Below are 17,195 nucleotides of genomic sequence, written 5' to 3'. Positions count from 1 at the left end.
TTTCCGAAGGGTCCGTTCTTCCTAATAAAGTTGGGCTGGTGGGGAAATGGCGAGACTCCCTGGTTAAAAGCGGAAGCACCTTGGTCAGCGGCGTATGGACTGGACTGAGCTGGCGGAGATAAAGGAAACACGAAGAGCGGAGCGATTCGATGTTGACTTATCGTACAGAAGTGAGGGAAGTCTCACTAGCCGCTAGGTGCTGGAGCTGGATAGCACTCATCGTCGTTTATGTCCTGATTTACGCTTATAACTTATGAACGTATAAGAGCGGGAGAAGGAATTAGGTGAGATCCCGCAGGGAGTGAAACGAGCGAGGAAGCTGATGGTAAAAGGAGGATCGACTAAGATCACCACGTCCTGTGGCAACGTCGATCGACCCTACGTCGTGTAGGGCCATAGGAAAGCGAGTTATTTCCCCACCAGTCCTCTTCCACATAGAGTAACGGACCCAATTTATCTCGAAACTGAGTCTTTAACTATCCGGCCCGATCGTTGAATAACGGTTTTTAGAAAAAATCAACAGCCAGTATTTATGTCTTTCAATAACTTGAATTCATTGTGTATAATAGTGGAAATTTAGTAGAGAGGGAGGGAAGTAAATGCAGTCCCAAGCTGTTAAACAGGCTGGAGCATCGAGCCGCATACATATGATTCGAAGGGGGATGCTAGCTGGTTCGCCGATTATGCTCGGCTATTTGCCAATTGCTCTTACCTATGGGGTTCTTGCCAGTCAATCTGGTATGAGTAACTTGGAACTGACGCTCATGAGCCTCTTAGTTTTTGCAGGTGCTGCTCAATTTTTAGCGGTCGGAATGCTGGCTGCCGGTACAGGAGCATTTGAAATTATAGTAGCCACATTTGTATTGAATTTTAGACATTTCGTGATGAGCTTCTCTTTTGTAAATCGATTGAAGAGGATCGCGCTCAGAGCGAAGCTTCCGATGACTCTCGGTCTTACAGATGAAACGTTCACCGTATCTGCTCTTTATCGGAAAGAAGCTAAAGAAGATTATGGTTCTTATTTTTTCTCTGCCCTGATCATCACTGCCTATGTTTCCTGGGTCGGAGGTTCCTATCTCGGCGGTGTTCTCGGAGACGTAATGCCTGAGCGATTAAGTGAAAGTATGGGGGTCGCACTTTATGCTATGTTTATAGGTCTGTTAGTACCCTCTGTGAAAAAACATTACCGAATTGCTGTGGTTGCAGTTTTAGCCATGATTATTAATTATCTAGCCCAGCAGATCGGCTTCAGTCAAGGGTGGGCTATTGTTCTTGGTACGGTTGCCGGGGGATGCAGCGGTATCTGGATCTTGCCAGAAGAGGAGGAAGACTTATGATTATCTGGATGATTATTGGAATGGCTCTTGTAACTGCCATCCCCAGAGTACTGCCAGCCTTTATCGTAGACATTGTATCTTTTCCAAAGTGGGTAGATCGTTGGTTAAATGCTATACCTTATGCAGCTCTTGGAGCTTTGATTTTTCCCGGTATTCTAAGCGTAAAGCCGGAAGGTCCTCAGATTGGGATAATTGCCGGTTTAACAGCAGTGCTTTTAGCTTGGCTGGATCTCCATATTATTCTAGTCGTCCTTGGAGCCATAGCATCTGTGTTTCTTTTAACATTATAATCACGCCCGCCCATCCGGTGCATATCGTATAGGGATACTTCCGGAAAGGGATTGATCGTGATGTATAGACAGCAAGGATTCCCATTTGGACAAAACTTTGGAATTCCCGGGCAGGGACAGGGAGGACAATTCGGCCCAGGCGGCCCATTTGGTGGTGCACCCCAAGGCCCGCCGTTCGGAGGAGGCCCTGGTCAGCCACCGCAAGGTTCGCCATTCGGAGGAGGTCCTGGCCAGCCGCCACAAGGTCCGCCATTTGGGGGAGGTCCACAATTAGCGCCGCCTCCTTCTTCTCCTCCATCCCAGCAAGGGGCTTCCGTGTATGCAGTTGATCCTGGCTCGCTTTATGGATGTTTGTACCGATATACTTGGATCAGACTGGAGAACGGCCGTTCCTTCTGGTTTTACCCAACGTTCATTGGAAGAACCTCAGTCGCTGGTTACCGCTGGCAGCGGAGAAGACGTCAATGGGTTTACACGGGCTTCGATACCAGTTTAATTTCAAATTTTCAATGTTAAAAGAAATGGTGCCACTCCCTGGCGCCATTTCTTTTTATGGAATATACAGAATTATGTTACTATTAAGGATAGAGAATAAGTAGAAGGGAAGACGAGCCTATGCCGGAGCTTAGATTAGCACGTTTAGAAGATGCAGAAACGGTAGCAAATATCCATGTAGCCAGCTGGAAATCTACATACAAAGATCTCCTTGATGAACGGGATGTAAGTAATATAACGGTTGAAAATCGAATTGCTCTTTGGCAGACCATATTAAGGAAGCCTGTAAATGGGCAGATTGCCTATGTCATTGAAAATGATAACCAGGAAGTGGTCGGTTTTGTGTCTGGCGGAAAAGAACGTACCAGAAACTACGGCTATGATGGTGAAATATATGCTATTTACCTTCTCGATGAGTACCAGGGGCAGGGTTATGGAACGCTTTTGATCCGGACATTTGCAAGAGCAATGAAAGAAGCAGGTTATAAATCACTGCTTGTGTGGGTATTAACTCATAATCCTTCCAGCCAATTTTATATAAAATTGGGTGCTCATCCGGTAGAAGCCGAAAAAGTAACGATCGGGCAAGGTACCTATGAAGAAACAGCTTATGGGTGGAAAACGATAGACGAATTAGCGGAATATACAGCTAATTAAACAAAGCGGTCACGAAAATATCGTGACCGCTTTGTTTATTTGAGAAATTAATCTTTTTCAAAAGGCTCGATGTGAATGTGGGCATAAAGAATACGGTGTTCTTTTTCTAATGTGTTTTCTACATCGTCCGTGATGGTATGACCTTGTTCGATCGTAATATGAGGATTTACATGAATAGTGGCTTCCACAAGCGTCTGATTACCTTGCAGCCGGGCTTTTACATCTTTAACGGCCCACACATCTGGATGTTTTGAAATGGTATCGCGGATGCTTTCAATTTCTTCTTCATCAAATCCGTCCGTCAAACTGTGAGTGGAGTCTCTAAATATATCCCAGGCGGTCTTGCAGATAATCAGCCCAACGATCAGTCCCGCTAAAGGATCGAGCCAAAAAGCTCCGAATTGAGAGCCAAATATACCAATGGCAGCTCCTATACTTACTAAAGCATCAGAACGATTATCCTGTGCAGCTGCGTATAGGGCGTTACTATCTATTTTTCTGGACAGCTTAAGGTTATATCGGTATACAAAATACATAATAGCGGCGGCTGCCAGTGCTGTCCATGCTGTAAGTAATCGAGGCTCACTGACTTCTTGATTGATAATGTCCTGTATAGTCCCGATAATAACTTCAATCCCAACGGTCATCATAATAAAGGCCGCGACAAGGGAAGCAATCGTCTCGGCTCTGAAATGCCCGTAATGATGGTCCTGATCAGGAGGCTTTCGGGAAATCTTAAGACCAATCAGCACAGCGACGGAAGCAATGACGTCTGTCGTATTATTCAGTCCATCTGCTCTCAATGCTTCTGAATTACCTATGGAGGCAATCGTAAGTTTAGCTGCAGCCAGAACTAAATAGACGATGATACTGATCCAGGCTCCTTTTTCTCCCTTTTTTATATTTTGATATTCGCTCATCTCTTGTAACCCCCGTGTCTTCTTTGAAGCTTGACTTAGCTTACCAAATACATTCTTGATGAGTCTAGAGAAAAAAAGCTTTCCATATGCAGATTGCTTGGTCAGGACTAGAATGTTTGCATTCATTCAAAAAAAGAAATTACTTACGCTATGTACAGGAAACCTATAGCTTATGTTAACCAAGTGTAAATACTATATAAAATATCTCGAAATAAAGAATCTTCAGTTTGAGTTTTATTTGAGCAGGGTATATAATTTTTAATGAATCCAAGCGGTTCGATTGGAAACCATAAGAAAATAGGTAATGAGCAACTAATCAAAGGAGAGATACTCATGGCAAATGTAAAATTAGCGGTGATTTACTACAGTTCTACAGGTACCAACTATCAAATGGCTCAATGGGCTGAAGATGCAGCTAAACAGGCAGGAGCGGAAGTGAAGCTTGTTCGTGTCCCAGAGACAGCGCCTATGGAAGCTATTGAACAGAACCCTTCCTGGAAAGAGCATTATTTAGCAACAAAAGATACTGTAACAGAAGCAAAAATTGATGATTTAGACTGGGCAGATGCTATTATTTTCAGTGCGCCGACACGATTTGGAAATGTACCTGCACAATTAAAACAATACATGGATCAGGCAGGAGGTCTTTGGTTCCAGGGTAAACTTGTAAATAAAGTTGTCAGTGCCATGACCTCCGCTCAAAACCCTCATGGTGGTCAGGAAGCTACACTTCTTAACTTTTATACCACGATGTTCCATTGGGGAGCGATTATTGCTGCGCCAGGATACAGCGACAATGCGATCTTTGGTGCAGGCGGGAACCCTTATGGAACAAGTGTAAGCGTAGACGGAGAAGGAAACATGAAAGAAGATGTTGAAGAAGCTGTACGCCACCAAACTCGCCGTACAATTGATGTAGCTAGCAAATTTGTTAACTAAAATTACGAAAGTCCTCTTTAAATAGAGGGCTTTTTTTAGAGTAAGAATCTGGAATACATGCTGTAGGTTTCCTCAGTTTTTTGAGAAACAGGGTGAAAAAATATTTACTTGACCCAAGTCCAAATTTAATAAAACCAAAATTTGGGCTTTATTCATACCTTTTCCTCTGACTTATTTCAGTAATTCTGAAAAATCTAAAAAAATTTAATAGATTCAAAAGCCCTTCATGACAGGCCTCAATAGGTTTAACAATCATTTAAACAGGGAAAGATATAACTAAATATTCAGAAAACTTATTGCGTTATAAGTTTAAATCCTGCATAATGAAAAAAAGCATGAAGGGGGTATTCTCATGAGAAAGCAAAAAATGGTCTATGTTATTCGTCGCGACCCCGATTATAAAGGGAAAGAGATTACGGCTAAAAGAGAATTGTCCTTTGGTATTCAACTAGCTTCACGGTTGTTCCTTGATCAAATGAGTTTTGAATTTAATAAGGATCGTTTAGATGAAGAAATTAATCAGGCGATTGACAATGGCGACCGTGCAGAATTCGAACGTTTGAGTTTACAATATACACCTTATACGTGGGAATAAAATAAATGGTACCAAACCACTGCTAATGCAGTGGTTTTTTTTGTGGAGTCCACCTGATTTTTTACAGCAAATGTTAATATATAAGGGTTAGGACCGATGATAATAGTACATAAGTTATAAGTCGATAGACATCGTACACGGAAGGGGAGAACTTATGGATAGTCAAAACATAGAACAATCTATTTTTGTTAAACAAAATGGAGTTTTATTTAAAATTATGCTGTTTTCCGTTTTAGTTGGTCTGGGAGCTCAACTGGTGGTAGGAGCGCCAATTGAGATTATGGCAGCATTCGGAGGAGGGGGTTCACTCTTTGTTGTGTTGATAGGCTTCTTACATTACACACAACGGTATGAATTTCTGATTCCCTATTTGGCAATTATAGGGCAGGCTTCTGTCGCGTTTGTGATCATGGCGAGTTCGGATTATCTGACCAATATTTTATATAGTTTTTACATATTGGGGGTAGCGGCTATTTCTTTATCTCTAGCTGTTTTGGCTTCAGGAGGGGTACTGGGAATCTCGATGCTGATTTATTTTACTTTGTTTAAAGGGGGGCTCGCAGGATTTGATACCCGTGCTGCTGTAATAACCATTGTATTTTTTTTGCTTGTTTTGACCGTTTTGTTTATTCAAGTACGCCTGACCCGGAAACTGTTAGTGGATGTGAAAGAATCCCTTAAAAACAATGAGTCTATGTCTAAAGCGAGTGAATTAAGAACCAAAAAGGTTCAAAACATCGCAGAGAAAATTCGCAGTAATATGAACTTCATTGATTCCACCAGTGTCAAGCAGCATGAAGTGATGGAAAGTATGAATGCATCTTTCCAGGAGGTTTCAGAAGGGGCCCAGTCCCAGGCAACTTCCATTCAAGACATCGTAGAAGCCTCTGAACATACGAAACTGATTGTTGAAGATATGGATGGTTCATTTCAATCTCTTCAAGAACAAGCAAATCATTCTTCGCAATCAGCCGCTGAAAGTGAAAAGTATATAAGAAAACTGATGGAGACGATGAAAGAGTTCAAAGATTCTTTCCAGGCTATGAAAGATGATATGAACGAGCTTGTAGAGAAAGTAAGCCAAAACGCTGCGTTTGTTTCTGACATCCAGGATATTGCAGATCAGACTAATTTACTGGCATTAAATGCTAGAATCGAAGCCGCTCGTGCCGGTCAGGCAGGCAAGGGATTTTCGGTAGTTGCAGAAGAAATACGAAAACTTGCTGAAACAACAAGACGGACGACCGGTAAGATGGAACATAATTTAGAAGAGATGAAAAATAAAGCTCATACGACCGTATCGAATATGGACAAGGGAAATGTACATTTCGAAGAGGGATTAACCATCATGGAAAAAACAGCAACGGCCTTTCAGCTTATTTCAGGTCATCTTCATAGTTTCCATAATGAAATGGAAGAGTTCCAAAAGCAGACCAACTCGGTGAGATCGACTACGAAAGTTATTGATGAATCGGTCAATGAATTTGCTTCACTGATCGAGCAGACATCAGCAGCTATTCAACAGCTGCAAGCTTCTGTGGAAAATTATACAGATGATCAGGGTGTGCTGGGATCTACGATTACTCAAACCAACACAGTAGTCAATGAGTTAGGGGAAGAAAAGACCGCCTAATCATTGGAAAGATTGTACACGGTAAACATCAAAAGTGTTATAGTGGGAATATCATCAAGGTTTAGGTAGGTAATGTCGATGAAACAATTATTATTCATTTCTATATCACTTCTGAGCATACTATTAAGTGCTTGCTCGCTTACCGAAACATCAAGTGAGGAGAAGGACCAGGCAGAACCAGCGCCTGCGAGTGATAAAGAGATAGATTCCAAAGAAAAACCGGCTTTTAAATCGGAAACGGGAGAACCAGGAACAGATTCCTCACAGGAAAAAGAAAGCGGGGAATCCTCTCAGAATCAACAAGAATCGAATGAAACCAGCGAGGAAGGTCTGGCAATTGTAGAGAATCCGGAGAGTATAAAGGTAGTTGTTAATAAGAACCGAAAGCTGCCGGAAGGATACACTCCACCTGATTTGACGATTCCGAATGTACCTTTTTATTTTGACGAAGAGCTTCCAAAAAAACAAATGCGTAAAGAAGCTGCAGACGCGCTTGAAAAGCTATTCCAGGCTGCCGATCAAGCAGGACAGGACTTAGTGGCCGCTTCTGGCTATCGTTCTTATGAGCGTCAAAAGAACCTTTTTGAGGGGTATATAGAGGAGTACGGGGAAGAGAAAGCTAAAACTTTTTCCGCACGTCCCGGCACTAGTGAACACCAGACAGGTCTTGCGATGGATGTTACATCTGCAAAAATGTCTTTTAAGCTCGACGAATCCTTCCGGGATACTAAGGAAGGCGAGTGGCTTGCTGAACACGCTCACGAATACGGCTTTATTATACGATACCCTGAAGGTAAACAAGAGATTACAGGCTATACCTATGAACCGTGGCATTTAAGATATGTAGGAAAAAACGTATCGTCAGAAATTCATAAAGCAGAAGAAACGCTTGAAGAATTCTTTGGGTTATATCTTTCTGAATCATAAAAAATCCCCTTTCATTTCTCATGGAAGGGGATTTTGTTAAGGATCAATAACAAATACCTACGCGCTGATGAACATATTGATTGTGTAGTAATTCATGAAAAGCAAATAGAGCGGTATCTCCGACGGTTACTTTCTTTCCATCTTCGGGAAGAAGATCAGCCTCTGCCCTTACTTCCCCTACGGCATCTCCATCCGGCAAATAAGTGGGACAAACAATGGTCCAGTTAAGACTACTTTTCAAAAAATGTTCATATACTTTGGCATGTTCTTCTGCTGCGAACGTTTTCTTTCGTTTAGATTCGGATGTCTGGAAGCGGTACTTACCGGGTTCATATCGACTGTCTAAGATTCCGGCAGTACCAATCGTAACAATTCGATCGATCTGTGCTTCATTCATTCCCTGGATGATTTCCGGGATTGCTTTGGTCAGCGTATCTGTTTTGTCCGTACTTAAGCCACTGAAAACCAGGTCAGCGCCGCTCAAGGTTTTCTTGATATCTTTGGGATTCATGGCATCCCCATGGATAAAATCAGCCCCGGGAATCAACTCTTCTGCTTTAGATTCGTCTCGGACCAGGGCATTTATTTTGTATCCTTCTGCTAAAGCTAATCTTACCACTTCTTGACCGACTCGGCCTGTGGCACCAAAAATAGCAATTCTCATAGTCTCACCTCAAAAAATATAGTAAAAGTTAAATGAAATCCATCTGTTTGACGGAATAGTCTGCTAAGCTTAATTAAATACCAAAATGGCAGGGGGTACCTCGTTGAAAAAGAAACCTGTATTGAGCTGGATGCTTTACGATTTTGGAAATTCTGCTTTCGCAACAACGGTTATGGCTGCGGTCCTTCCAGTTTTTTATTATGATGTAGCGGCCAAAGGGGTTGACCAATCGCTTGCGACGAGTTACTGGGGGTATTCCCAATCCATTGCTGTTCTAATCGTAGCCATTCTCGCTCCCATTCTTGGGGCCATTAGCGACTATTCGGCGGCGAAGAAACGCTTTTTAATGTTCTTTGCTTTTATGGGAATGATTGCGAGTGTGCTGCTGGCCTTTGTAGGGGAAGGGGATTATTTATTAGCTTCGCTGCTTCTGATCATAGGAACCATCGGTTTTTCTGGAGGGAATGTTTTTTATGATGCTTTTCTTCCGGAAGTTTCCGATGAAGAGACGATTGATAAAGTGTCGGCCTATGGTTTTGCCTTTGGGTATATAGGCGGCGGAGTGCTGCTCGCTGTTAACCTGATGATGATTATGAAATATGAGTGGTTTGGACTGCCGGACAGTTTGGCTGGTACACAGCTTGCTTTTGTATCTGTTGGGGTCTGGTGGCTGATTTTTTCCATCCCTTTATTTAAGAATATTGTAGAAGAAAAAAAGGTCTATGAGAAACGTACAACCTCTTATATTTCTATCGGTTTTAACCGAGTAGGGAAAACTTTTAAAGAATTGAAGCATTTCAAACAGCTGTTATTATTCCTTTTTGCTTTCTGGTTATACAATGATGGCATTTCTACTATTATTAAGATGGCTACGATTTATGGAAGAGATATAGGAATTGATAGTACAGCTCTTATCACAGCCCTTTTGATTACTCAATTTGTGGGAATTCCTTTTGCATTTTTCTTTGGATGGCTTGCGAAGAAGATAACGGCGAAGCGTGCTTTGATGCTGGCTTTGTTCATCTATCTTGCTATCGTAGGTCTTGGGTATTTCATGACGACTGCCCTTCACTTCTATATTCTTGCCGTATGTGTAGGATTTGTGCAGGGAGGAGCTCAGTCTTTAAGCCGCTCGATCTTTGGGAGAATGGTTCCTGGCGACAGGCATGCCGAATTTTTTGGATTTTACGGCATATCATCCAAATTCGCAGCTATTTTTGGACCTTTCGTCTTTGCCCTTGTCGGCCAGCTTACAGGTTCCAGCCGGTTAGGGATTTTATCGCTAATCGTATTCTTTATTGTGGGAATCCTTTTATTGTATAAGGTGGATATCGAGAAAGGCATGAAAGAAGCTCAAGAATATACCGATCCAGATAAAGAGCCTATCATCCATACGTAAGAGAGGTGCCCATTCCTCTCTTTTTTCATTCTATATAAGTTATTCAACAATCGAGCCGAATTGTGTAAGACTCAGTTTCGAGATAAGTTGGATCCGTTACTATATGTGGAGAAAGGGTGATGGGGAAATAACTCGTCTTGTTCCATCACCCAGACACTCGAGCCATAAGCCGTTCATCAACGGATTGGAAAACCGCCATCCTTTTGATGCTCGGCTTATGCTGTTCGTGTCTTTCGGGGTGATTCCACATTTGAACACTTTCCTATGGCCCTACACGACGTAGGGTCGATCGACGTTGCCACAGGACGTGGCGATCTTAGTCGATCCTCCTTTTACCATGAGCTTCCTCGCTCGTTTCACTCCCTGCGGGATCTCACCTAGTTCCTTCTCCCATGGGAGTCTCGCCATTTCCCCACCACCCCAGCCACGGGAGAATAACGGATCCTTCTAGAAGAGTGAATGCTCTCTTTCTTAAATGGTCTTAAATGCTTCTATGACAGGCTATTCCACATCTTTATAGCATGATAAACAGCCTCCTATTCACGTGCTCTTTTGGTTTATCAAGAAGAAGATATCTTAAGTTTCGAGTCCCTGATTCGGCAAGGTCCGGAAGGGGACGATGAAGACTCCTGTGGGATGAAAATGCCAGAGGAGGCTCCGCGCATTCCCACGGAAAGCGAAATCGTCCCCTGGAGGACCTTCCTCATAAACCAATACCTCGAAATCAAGTCTTCCAGTATCGGGCGCTTATCTGTAAAGGTCAATTTGGAGGTATTGCAAAAATTTTATACGATGGGGTTGCTGAAGCGGTTGACCAGTCCTTCTGATAAAGGAGCACCTGTGTCATACGATCGGTTACCAATAATGTCTTTAATCTCCATAAGTCTGCTTTTATCCGGAGCTTCCCAATAAGATAAGATAAGCTGGAATAAAAGCTTTCCTTCTTCGAGCGCTTCTTCATAATGTTCAAGGAAAGAAGACGTATGCGGCTCATTAGTCGCTGGGTGGTACCAGCGGTTTTTTTGTTCATTCAAATAATCCTTGTCATCATTAACCGGTTGATGAGAAAAAGAAGATACAAGGGAACCGAAGTATTTGTTTTTCCATTTCCAGGGGTCATACAGCACACGCTGTGCAAACTGAATATGGCGGTAGGATTGGTGAATAAAGTTATCAGGATAGTCCTCCGATAAACCTGGGAAATGCGTGTCCAGGAGCAAATCCATTAGTTGGGCAATAGAAGGCAGCGAGGTGCTTTTTATTTCTTTATGAACTGGATTCTTCCAAGTTTTTATAGAACGGAACCGCTCAAGCATAATGGTGTCAATGGTGGTTTCCAGTTCCTGATGCTTATTGGACTCATAGCCCGCGTGGTAATGGATATAAGGGTGAGTGTGGCGATCGAGGACATGATGGCTGACAAATCCAAGAATGAAGGCCTGAAGATGATTTTTATGAAAGGCACCTCGCTCAATCATGTCTATTAAGAGCGGACCGCACTGCTCGGTATGTAATTTCATTCCCACATCATCTACATGCTCGTCTTGAGAAAAAGGCAGGAAATTATGGTAAAAGAACGGATCTGGCCCCTGTGCTCCGAAATGAAGAGACTGGCCGGATGTCTGGATAAGGTCGTTTCGGTTCAGCTCGTTACATAATTGATCGATAAATAATATATGTGTCCAAATATTTGGCATGATTCTCACCTCCATACTTCATTATAAAGGATCCTGAATAGAATTCATTAAAAAAGAGCCTGTACAGACAGACTCTTTTTATTCCCACCTAACTGGACCATTTGAAAAGATCGAGCAAAAACAATAATGCTTTTTACCGGGGACCTCCTTCCTTGTGTGGTATTAAGTACGATTGTTTCTGCCTCCTTTCTTTTATTAAAATTTACTATACACTAAAAGCAGAATATTGTAAATAATCAGATAATAATTTATCGAAAATTGTTTTTATAAATCTAAGCTTGAGATGAATGTTCAAAAGATTCTTGATACAATAATGGAGGAGTGGATGAACATAATAAGGAGGATTTATCATGGATTACCGTATTGAAAAAGATACAATTGGCGAGATACAAGTACCGAGTGAAAAATACTGGGGGGCACAAACCCAGCGAAGTAAACAGAACTTTCCGATCGGTGAGGAAAAAATGCCGAAAGAAGTGATCGAAGGTTTTGCAATCTTAAAGAAGAGTGCTGCGCGAGCCAATTTTGAATTAGGGCTGTTGGAAGAAGAAAAAGCAGATGCTATTGAATACGCAGCGGACCAAATTATTTCCGGTGATCTTGAAGAGCATTTTCCTCTTGTCGTTTGGCAGACAGGGAGCGGCACACAGTCCAATATGAACGTAAACGAAGTTATTGCTTATGTAGGAAACGAATGGCTTAAGAAACAGGAAAGCGAAACGCGCTTGCATCCGAATGATGATGTGAATAAATCACAAAGCTCTAACGATACTTATCCGACAGCTATGCATATTGGAGCTGTTCAGAAGCTTGAGGATGTGGTTCTTCCCGCATTAACTCAACTAAAAGATACCTTAAAAGAAAAAATGGAAGCGTTTGAGGAGATTGTAAAGATCGGACGTACCCATTTGCAAGACGCGACGCCTCTTACTCTGGGGCAGGAAATCAGCGGATGGCATCAAATGTTAGAGAAGACGGAAAATATGATTAAAGATAGTACTAAATACGTGAAAGACCTTGCTATTGGCGGTACAGCGGTGGGAACAGGTTTAAATGCCCATGTAGATTTCTCTGAGCAAGTTGTCTCTAAAATTAATCAAGTAACAGGAAAAGGTTTTATTTCAGCACCTAATAAATTTCACGCGCTGACTTCTCATGACGAACTGGTGCACACACATGGAGCTTTAAAAGCTTTAGCTGCCGATCTTATGAAGATTGCTAATGATGTTCGCTGGCTGGCGAGTGGACCTCGATGCGGTATTGGCGAAATTACAATTCCAGCTAATGAACCGGGAAGCTCCATCATGCCAGGGAAAGTTAATCCTACTCAAAGTGAAGCAGTTACCATGGTTTCCGCACAGATTATGGGAAATGATGCAACCATTGGTTTTGCGGCGAGTCAGGGGAACTTTGAACTGAACGTATTTAAACCAGTGATTGCTTATAACTTCCTTCAATCTGCCCAGCTTCTTGCGGACAGTATGGTCTCATTTGAAGAGCGCTGTGTTCGCGGACTTGAACCGAACCATGAGCAAATTGAAAAGAATCTACGCGATTCTCTTATGCTCGTAACCGCTCTTAACCCTCATATTGGATATGAAAATGCAGCCAAAATCGCTAAAACTGCTTTTGAAAAAAATCAAACATTAAAAGAAACAGCGGTAGAATCCGGTATTTTAACTGCTGAGCAGTTTGATGAATATGTAGATCCAAAAGCAATGACAAAGCCTAACGCATAGATATTTGAATGTTGTTTAGCCATGGAATGAGTCTGGTAAAAACCCTCCATTAATTTCCAGTGTTTTTTTTGACATAAAAATTACAATACCGGCTCATACTACTTTTACACAGGAGGTGAGACAACATGGCTAACAACAACAGTTCAAATGAGTTAGTTGTACCTGGTGTTCAACAAGCTCTAGATCAAATGAAATACGAAATCGCTCAAGAATTCGGAGTACAGCTTGGTGCTGATTCTACTTCCCGTGCTAACGGTTCTGTAGGTGGAGAAATCACGAAGCGTCTTGTACAAATGGCTGAACAGCAGTTCAGTGGACAGCAGTACGGACAACAACAAAAATAAATACGTGTGACGAAGGAGGAAGGGTGCGCCCTTCCTCTTTATTTTGTGGGAAAACTCATATTTATTGAATAGAAACTTGTGGAAAGAAGTGCAGCATATGCGGGAGTGTGGTATTTGTAATGGATGGGGTGAAACAGGATACCCGTGCCCTAAGTGCAAAGGAACGATGGAGGATCAGGGTAGAATTACCGATTTTCTAGATGATTATAGCCCGTACCTCGACCAGAAATGGACGAATCTGGTGGATGGAGACGAAGATTCTTCTATAACAGATGAATGTATTCATCTGTTTATCTGCGGTCAGTGCGGCCTTAAGGATGTTCGAAGCTCATAAAAAAAGAAGCGCAGCGTGAAAAGCTGCGCTTCTTTTTTATGATAGCTATTAGCGGATACGTAATTCAGAATCTTTATCGAAGAAGTGAACTTTGTTCATATCAATCGCAAGTTCGATGTCTTCACCGCCGTTAATATCCGTACGGGAGTCTACACGAGCGATAAATTCCTGATCATTAAGACGAGAATAAAGGTAAGATTCAGACCCCATCATTTCAGCTACTTCGATATGGGCTGTTATCTTCTTGTCCTGGTTAGCATCAATGAAGACAGGCTCATCGTGCATATCTTCCGGGCGAACCCCAAGGATCAATTCTTTACCTATATAGTTCTGTTCACGAAGGGTTTTCATTTTTCCTTCTGGAATCGAAATCTTTACGGTGCCAAGATCAATTTGACCTTCTTCTAATGTACCTTGCAGGAAGTTCATGGCTGGTGATCCTATAAATCCGCCTACGAAAACATTCTCAGGTTTGTCATAAACGTCTTTTGGTCGACCGACTTGCTGAATGAGACCGTCTTTCATAACTACCAGTCGAGTGGCCATCGTCATTGCTTCCGTCTGGTCGTGTGTTACATAGATCGTTGTGGTTTGCAGACGCTGGTGAAGCTTTTGAATTTCAGCACGCATTTGGACACGAAGTTTAGCATCCAGGTTGGAAAGCGGCTCGTCCATCAGGAATACTTTGGCGTCACGCACAATGGCACGTCCGAGCGCGACACGTTGACGCTGACCACCTGAGAGCGCTTTCGGTTTACGATCAAGTAAAGCTTCCAGACCAAGAATGTTGGCCGCATTGTTTACACGCTGCTCAATTTCTTTTTTGTCCATTTTACGAAGCTTCAATCCGAAAGCCATGTTGTCATAAACGTTCATGTGAGGATAAAGAGCGTAGTTCTGGAAAACCATTGCGATGTCACGGTCTTTAGGTGCTACGTCGTTCATACGTTTATCATCAATCATAAAGTCGCCGCCGGTTATTTCTTCAAGTCCCGCAATCATTCTTAGCGTTGTAGATTTACCGCACCCGGATGGTCCTACGAAAACGACGAATTCTTTATCGTTGATATCTAGATTAAAGTCTTCAACTGCTTTCACATTCTTATCATAAACTTTTTCGATATTATTGAGTTTCAGTTCTGCCATATTGAGTCACTCCAATTCATTTTTTGAAATCGCTTTCTTTACTGTTTACAGTGTAGCGAATTCTGAAAAATGGGTAAATGGACAAAGTGCACAAAGATTCGTCATTCATCTTTGTGCACTTTGTTATTGATCCAGAGTGAGCAGGGCGAGGTACGTAATCATGGCGCCTTCAAACTGTTTCACATCAATACCGGTTTTCTCAATAAATTTATCTACCCGGTATTGAAGGCTGTTTCGGTGCATGTAAAGGGTTTTAGCTGCCAGGGTCGCGTTGGAGCCGGATTGAAGAAACACTTTAATGGTCTGCAGCAGATCTTTATCTTTCTTAATATCCTGAAAGATAGACCGATGAATATGCTCCCACTGATGCTCGGGAATCGCTTCGATAAACAAATAAGGCATAACTTCCTTATAAGTAACGGCTGAATCGATCCGGTATTTTAAGGCAATCGTATGACAGTAGGCCGCCCACTTATAGATAGATGGGGAAGAAGGGATATCCTGAGAGAATTCGCTGATATAGAACTGAATGTTGGTATAAAAATCACTCATTAGTACATCGACAATGCCCTGGAAGGATAAGGGTTCCTGGTTCTTTTCATGAATTTCTTCAATAATAAATCCTTCTCCGCTTGTATCCCATATAATTGGCATTTTTCTTGGGAAAAGGGATTGGAACGCTTCTTGAAAGGATTCTTTATCTTCAGGAAGGTTCGCTATTGAGAAGAACACAAACCGGTATTGAATTGGCCACTGGATCGGCAATTGATCCTGGCTCCCTTTTAAGAAGTCATTCCAGGCCGTTTCCCGTTCCGTTTCTGCCGGAAGACCCACGGGTGCTGGAGTGAGGAAAACGGAAAGCAGTTCGGTATCTCGCGCCTCCGTTTCCTCTTTCAGAATACCGATAGTTTCCATCGAAGGGGTCAAATACCAAGCATAGGCGTCGGAATGGTCGGTTTCTTCAGGATCTGATATAATTAATGAAGGGTAGATCGTTTTAAGCTCGGCAATAATGGGCATGAATATCTTCCTTTTTTATAGATTCTTTACTATTATAGTAGTACATTGCACAATAAACTTAAAATCAGCACCCTGCAGATGGGGATATGGTATAGTTTTTATTTATAGGTACAGAAGGGAGTTGTTCCTATATGGAACAAGTGAAAGATAGTAATTTATACGGTCAGGAAACAAAAAACCGTTTAAAACGAATTGAAGGACAAGTCAGAGGCGTTCTAAAAATGATGGATGAAGATAAAGATTGTAAAGATGTCATAACTCAGCTGTCAGCTGCCCGTTCAGCTATGGATCGTGCAATCGGATATATTGTAGCAAGGAACTTGGAAGGCTGCATCCGGGAAGCTCATGAAGAAGGCGAATCCGCAGAAGATTTAATTAATGAAGCTGTACAAATGATTGTAAAAAGCCGATAACACAAAGCCGGAGATGTGCGTAGCATCACCGGCTTTTTTTCATCTTTGCTATCGTCAGCGTTGGGGATCTCTTTTGGGCTGCTCAGGAATTTCGTGTACTTCGCCAAGTTGCTCATGCCCATATATGGGTTTCACAGTTCCTCCGGCCATTCCTTCGTTGATCATGCGATCGACATCCAATTCATACTTATCTTTTCCTTCAGGAACTCGGTTGCTTTCCTTTTTCTTCACGTTATTCACCTCCCTGATTAGTTTGTCCGATAACAATGAAACCATGAAGATTCGAACGAGGTTCGTATCAGAGAAACTGTTCATAATTAAAACAAAGTTTTGTTCAATTTTGGTATATTTTCATATGAAGCCTATTAAAGAATAGGGCCGGTTAGTTGAAGACTCAGTTTCGAGATAAATTGGGTCCGCTACTCTAAGTGGAAGAGGGCTGGTGGGGAAATAACTCGCTTTCCTATGGGGGAACGGTGAGCTTCCTCGCTCGTTTCACTCCCTGCGGGATCTCACCTAGTCCCTTCTCCCATGGGAGTCTCGCCATTTCCCCACCAGCCCTGCTACAGGAGCAAAACGGACCCTTCTACATGAGAGAATGAACTCCTTCTCAATTAAGCATAAATGCTTGTATAACAGGACTTTT

19 protein-coding genes are annotated in these 17,195 nt (G+C 42.3%); 13 read left to right on the top strand and 6 right to left on the bottom strand.

Annotated features, from left to right (window positions below):
• The first annotated feature begins 599 nt into the window (after positions 1-599).
• From BMZ06_RS19105 to BMZ06_RS19090, 4 genes are all read left to right on the top strand, one after another.
• Complete coding sequence (locus tag BMZ06_RS19105; protein ID WP_089754630.1) at positions 600-1,337, top strand: AzlC family ABC transporter permease; 738 nt, start codon at positions 600-602, stop codon at positions 1,335-1,337.
• Positions 1,334-1,627: an AzlD domain-containing protein gene (locus tag BMZ06_RS19100; protein ID WP_089754628.1), complete on the top strand. Its 294-nt coding sequence runs from the start codon at positions 1,334-1,336 to the stop codon at positions 1,625-1,627. The genes BMZ06_RS19105 and BMZ06_RS19100 overlap by 4 nt, the downstream gene beginning before the upstream one ends.
• A 60-nt stretch (positions 1,628-1,687) precedes the next feature.
• The gene (locus tag BMZ06_RS19095; protein WP_089754626.1) at positions 1,688-2,143 is read left to right on the top strand and encodes a hypothetical protein; all 456 of its coding nucleotides are present in this window, start codon (positions 1,688-1,690) and stop codon (positions 2,141-2,143) included.
• Positions 2,144-2,242: 99 nt separating this feature from the next.
• Positions 2,243-2,779, top strand: coding sequence for a GNAT family N-acetyltransferase (locus BMZ06_RS19090; RefSeq protein WP_089754624.1), 537 nt, complete (start codon positions 2,243-2,245; stop codon positions 2,777-2,779).
• 47 nt (positions 2,780-2,826) lie between these two features.
• On the opposite strand, the gene BMZ06_RS19085 is transcribed toward BMZ06_RS19090, so the two are convergent.
• A complete protein-coding gene (locus BMZ06_RS19085; RefSeq protein ID WP_089754622.1) occupies positions 2,827-3,699 on the bottom strand; it encodes a cation diffusion facilitator family transporter in 873 nt (290 codons plus the stop codon).
• A gap of 333 nt (positions 3,700-4,032) precedes the next feature.
• Here BMZ06_RS19085 and wrbA point away from each other — a divergent pair, with 333 nt between their 5' ends.
• The 4 genes from wrbA to BMZ06_RS19065 all read left to right on the top strand — a co-directional run bounded on the left by wrbA (position 4,033) and on the right by BMZ06_RS19065 (position 7,793).
• Positions 4,033-4,638: an NAD(P)H:quinone oxidoreductase gene (gene wrbA / locus BMZ06_RS19080; RefSeq protein WP_089754620.1), complete on the top strand. Its 606-nt coding sequence runs from the start codon at positions 4,033-4,035 to the stop codon at positions 4,636-4,638.
• 352 nt (positions 4,639-4,990) lie between these two features.
• Positions 4,991-5,233 carry an IDEAL domain-containing protein gene (locus tag BMZ06_RS19075; protein ID WP_014642435.1) on the top strand — a complete coding sequence of 81 codons (243 nt, stop codon included), beginning with the start codon at positions 4,991-4,993 and terminating at the stop codon, positions 5,231-5,233.
• A 154-nt stretch (positions 5,234-5,387) separates the two neighbouring features.
• The gene (locus BMZ06_RS19070) at positions 5,388-6,866 is read left to right on the top strand and encodes a methyl-accepting chemotaxis protein (protein ID WP_089754618.1); all 1,479 of its coding nucleotides are present in this window, start codon (positions 5,388-5,390) and stop codon (positions 6,864-6,866) included.
• 78 nt (positions 6,867-6,944) lie between these two features.
• On the top strand, positions 6,945-7,793 hold the full coding sequence (locus BMZ06_RS19065; protein WP_342709171.1) for a M15 family metallopeptidase: 849 nt from the start codon (positions 6,945-6,947) through the stop codon (positions 7,791-7,793).
• Between the two features lie 43 nt (positions 7,794-7,836).
• Here BMZ06_RS19065 and BMZ06_RS19060 read toward each other — a convergent pair whose 3' ends face one another.
• Positions 7,837-8,457: an NAD(P)-dependent oxidoreductase gene (locus BMZ06_RS19060; protein WP_089754614.1), complete on the bottom strand. Its 621-nt coding sequence runs from the start codon at positions 8,455-8,457 to the stop codon at positions 7,837-7,839.
• Between the two features lie 103 nt (positions 8,458-8,560).
• On the opposite strand from BMZ06_RS19060, the gene BMZ06_RS19055 reads away from it, so the two are divergent.
• Positions 8,561-9,856, top strand: a complete 1,296-nt coding sequence (locus tag BMZ06_RS19055; RefSeq protein ID WP_089754612.1) for an MFS transporter — start codon at positions 8,561-8,563, stop codon at positions 9,854-9,856.
• Positions 9,857-10,641: 785 nt separating this feature from the next.
• Here the strand turns inward: BMZ06_RS19055 and BMZ06_RS19050 are convergent.
• Positions 10,642-11,553: a zinc dependent phospholipase C family protein gene (locus BMZ06_RS19050; RefSeq protein ID WP_089754610.1), complete on the bottom strand. Its 912-nt coding sequence runs from the start codon at positions 11,551-11,553 to the stop codon at positions 10,642-10,644.
• A 350-nt stretch (positions 11,554-11,903) separates the two neighbouring features.
• Here BMZ06_RS19050 and fumC point away from each other — a divergent pair, with 350 nt between their 5' ends.
• The 3 genes from fumC to BMZ06_RS19035 all read left to right on the top strand — a co-directional run bounded on the left by fumC (position 11,904) and on the right by BMZ06_RS19035 (position 13,970).
• Entirely contained in the window at positions 11,904-13,292 is a 1,389-nt protein-coding gene (gene fumC / locus BMZ06_RS19045) for a class II fumarate hydratase (RefSeq protein ID WP_089754608.1), read from the top strand.
• A gap of 125 nt (positions 13,293-13,417) precedes the next feature.
• Positions 13,418-13,636 (top strand): alpha/beta-type small acid-soluble spore protein, encoded by a 219-nt coding sequence (locus tag BMZ06_RS19040; protein WP_089754606.1) that lies wholly within the window; start codon positions 13,418-13,420, stop codon positions 13,634-13,636.
• 64 nt (positions 13,637-13,700) lie between these two features.
• The gene (locus BMZ06_RS19035) at positions 13,701-13,970 is read left to right on the top strand and encodes a hypothetical protein (RefSeq protein WP_139205862.1); all 270 of its coding nucleotides are present in this window, start codon (positions 13,701-13,703) and stop codon (positions 13,968-13,970) included.
• Positions 13,971-14,018: 48 nt separating this feature from the next.
• On the opposite strand, the gene BMZ06_RS19030 is transcribed toward BMZ06_RS19035, so the two are convergent.
• Positions 14,019-15,116, bottom strand: coding sequence for an ABC transporter ATP-binding protein (locus BMZ06_RS19030; protein WP_089754601.1), 1,098 nt, complete (start codon positions 15,114-15,116; stop codon positions 14,019-14,021).
• Between the two features lie 123 nt (positions 15,117-15,239).
• Positions 15,240-16,136, bottom strand: coding sequence for a PucR family transcriptional regulator (locus BMZ06_RS19025; RefSeq protein ID WP_089754599.1), 897 nt, complete (start codon positions 16,134-16,136; stop codon positions 15,240-15,242).
• A gap of 131 nt (positions 16,137-16,267) precedes the next feature.
• On the opposite strand from BMZ06_RS19025, the gene BMZ06_RS19020 reads away from it, so the two are divergent.
• On the top strand, positions 16,268-16,549 hold the full coding sequence (locus BMZ06_RS19020; protein WP_089754597.1) for a metal-sensitive transcriptional regulator: 282 nt from the start codon (positions 16,268-16,270) through the stop codon (positions 16,547-16,549).
• A gap of 54 nt (positions 16,550-16,603) precedes the next feature.
• Here BMZ06_RS19020 and BMZ06_RS19015 read toward each other — a convergent pair whose 3' ends face one another.
• Positions 16,604-16,780, bottom strand: a complete 177-nt coding sequence (locus tag BMZ06_RS19015) for a hypothetical protein (RefSeq protein ID WP_245756048.1) — start codon at positions 16,778-16,780, stop codon at positions 16,604-16,606.
• Positions 16,781-17,195: the final 415 nt, after the last annotated feature.

Origin of the sequence: Halobacillus alkaliphilus, from assembly GCF_900113125.1 — a bacterium.
In the GTDB taxonomy this organism is placed as follows: Bacteria; Bacillota; Bacilli; order Bacillales; family Halobacillaceae; genus Halobacillus; species Halobacillus alkaliphilus.
The sequence above is the reverse complement of the archived record's forward strand: the minus strand, read 5'-3'. Positions and strand labels throughout refer to the sequence as shown.

Excerpts from the sequence above, each read along its gene's own strand:
- BMZ06_RS19065 (WP_342709171.1), top strand. The coding sequence starts at position 6,945 with ATGAAACAATTATTATTCATTTCTATATCACTTCTGAGCATACTATTA.
- BMZ06_RS19105 (WP_089754630.1), top strand. The coding sequence starts at position 600 with ATGCAGTCCCAAGCTGTTAAACAGGCTGGAGCATCGAGCCGCATACAT.
- BMZ06_RS19050 (WP_089754610.1), bottom strand. The coding sequence starts at position 11,553 with ATGCCAAATATTTGGACACATATATTATTTATCGATCAATTATGTAAC.
- BMZ06_RS19025 (WP_089754599.1), bottom strand. The coding sequence starts at position 16,136 with ATGCCCATTATTGCCGAGCTTAAAACGATCTACCCTTCATTAATTATA.
- BMZ06_RS19070 (WP_089754618.1), top strand. The coding sequence starts at position 5,388 with ATGGATAGTCAAAACATAGAACAATCTATTTTTGTTAAACAAAATGGA.
- BMZ06_RS19075 (WP_014642435.1), top strand. The coding sequence starts at position 4,991 with ATGAGAAAGCAAAAAATGGTCTATGTTATTCGTCGCGACCCCGATTAT.
- BMZ06_RS19090 (WP_089754624.1), top strand. The coding sequence starts at position 2,243 with ATGCCGGAGCTTAGATTAGCACGTTTAGAAGATGCAGAAACGGTAGCA.
- wrbA (WP_089754620.1), top strand. The coding sequence starts at position 4,033 with ATGGCAAATGTAAAATTAGCGGTGATTTACTACAGTTCTACAGGTACC.
- BMZ06_RS19095 (WP_089754626.1), top strand. The coding sequence starts at position 1,688 with ATGTATAGACAGCAAGGATTCCCATTTGGACAAAACTTTGGAATTCCC.
- BMZ06_RS19085 (WP_089754622.1), bottom strand. The coding sequence starts at position 3,699 with ATGAGCGAATATCAAAATATAAAAAAGGGAGAAAAAGGAGCCTGGATC.
- BMZ06_RS19030 (WP_089754601.1), bottom strand. The coding sequence starts at position 15,116 with ATGGCAGAACTGAAACTCAATAATATCGAAAAAGTTTATGATAAGAAT.
- fumC (WP_089754608.1), top strand. The coding sequence starts at position 11,904 with ATGGATTACCGTATTGAAAAAGATACAATTGGCGAGATACAAGTACCG.
- BMZ06_RS19040 (WP_089754606.1), top strand. The coding sequence starts at position 13,418 with ATGGCTAACAACAACAGTTCAAATGAGTTAGTTGTACCTGGTGTTCAA.
- BMZ06_RS19060 (WP_089754614.1), bottom strand. The coding sequence starts at position 8,457 with ATGAGAATTGCTATTTTTGGTGCCACAGGCCGAGTCGGTCAAGAAGTG.
- BMZ06_RS19100 (WP_089754628.1), top strand. The coding sequence starts at position 1,334 with ATGATTATCTGGATGATTATTGGAATGGCTCTTGTAACTGCCATCCCC.
- BMZ06_RS19020 (WP_089754597.1), top strand. The coding sequence starts at position 16,268 with ATGGAACAAGTGAAAGATAGTAATTTATACGGTCAGGAAACAAAAAAC.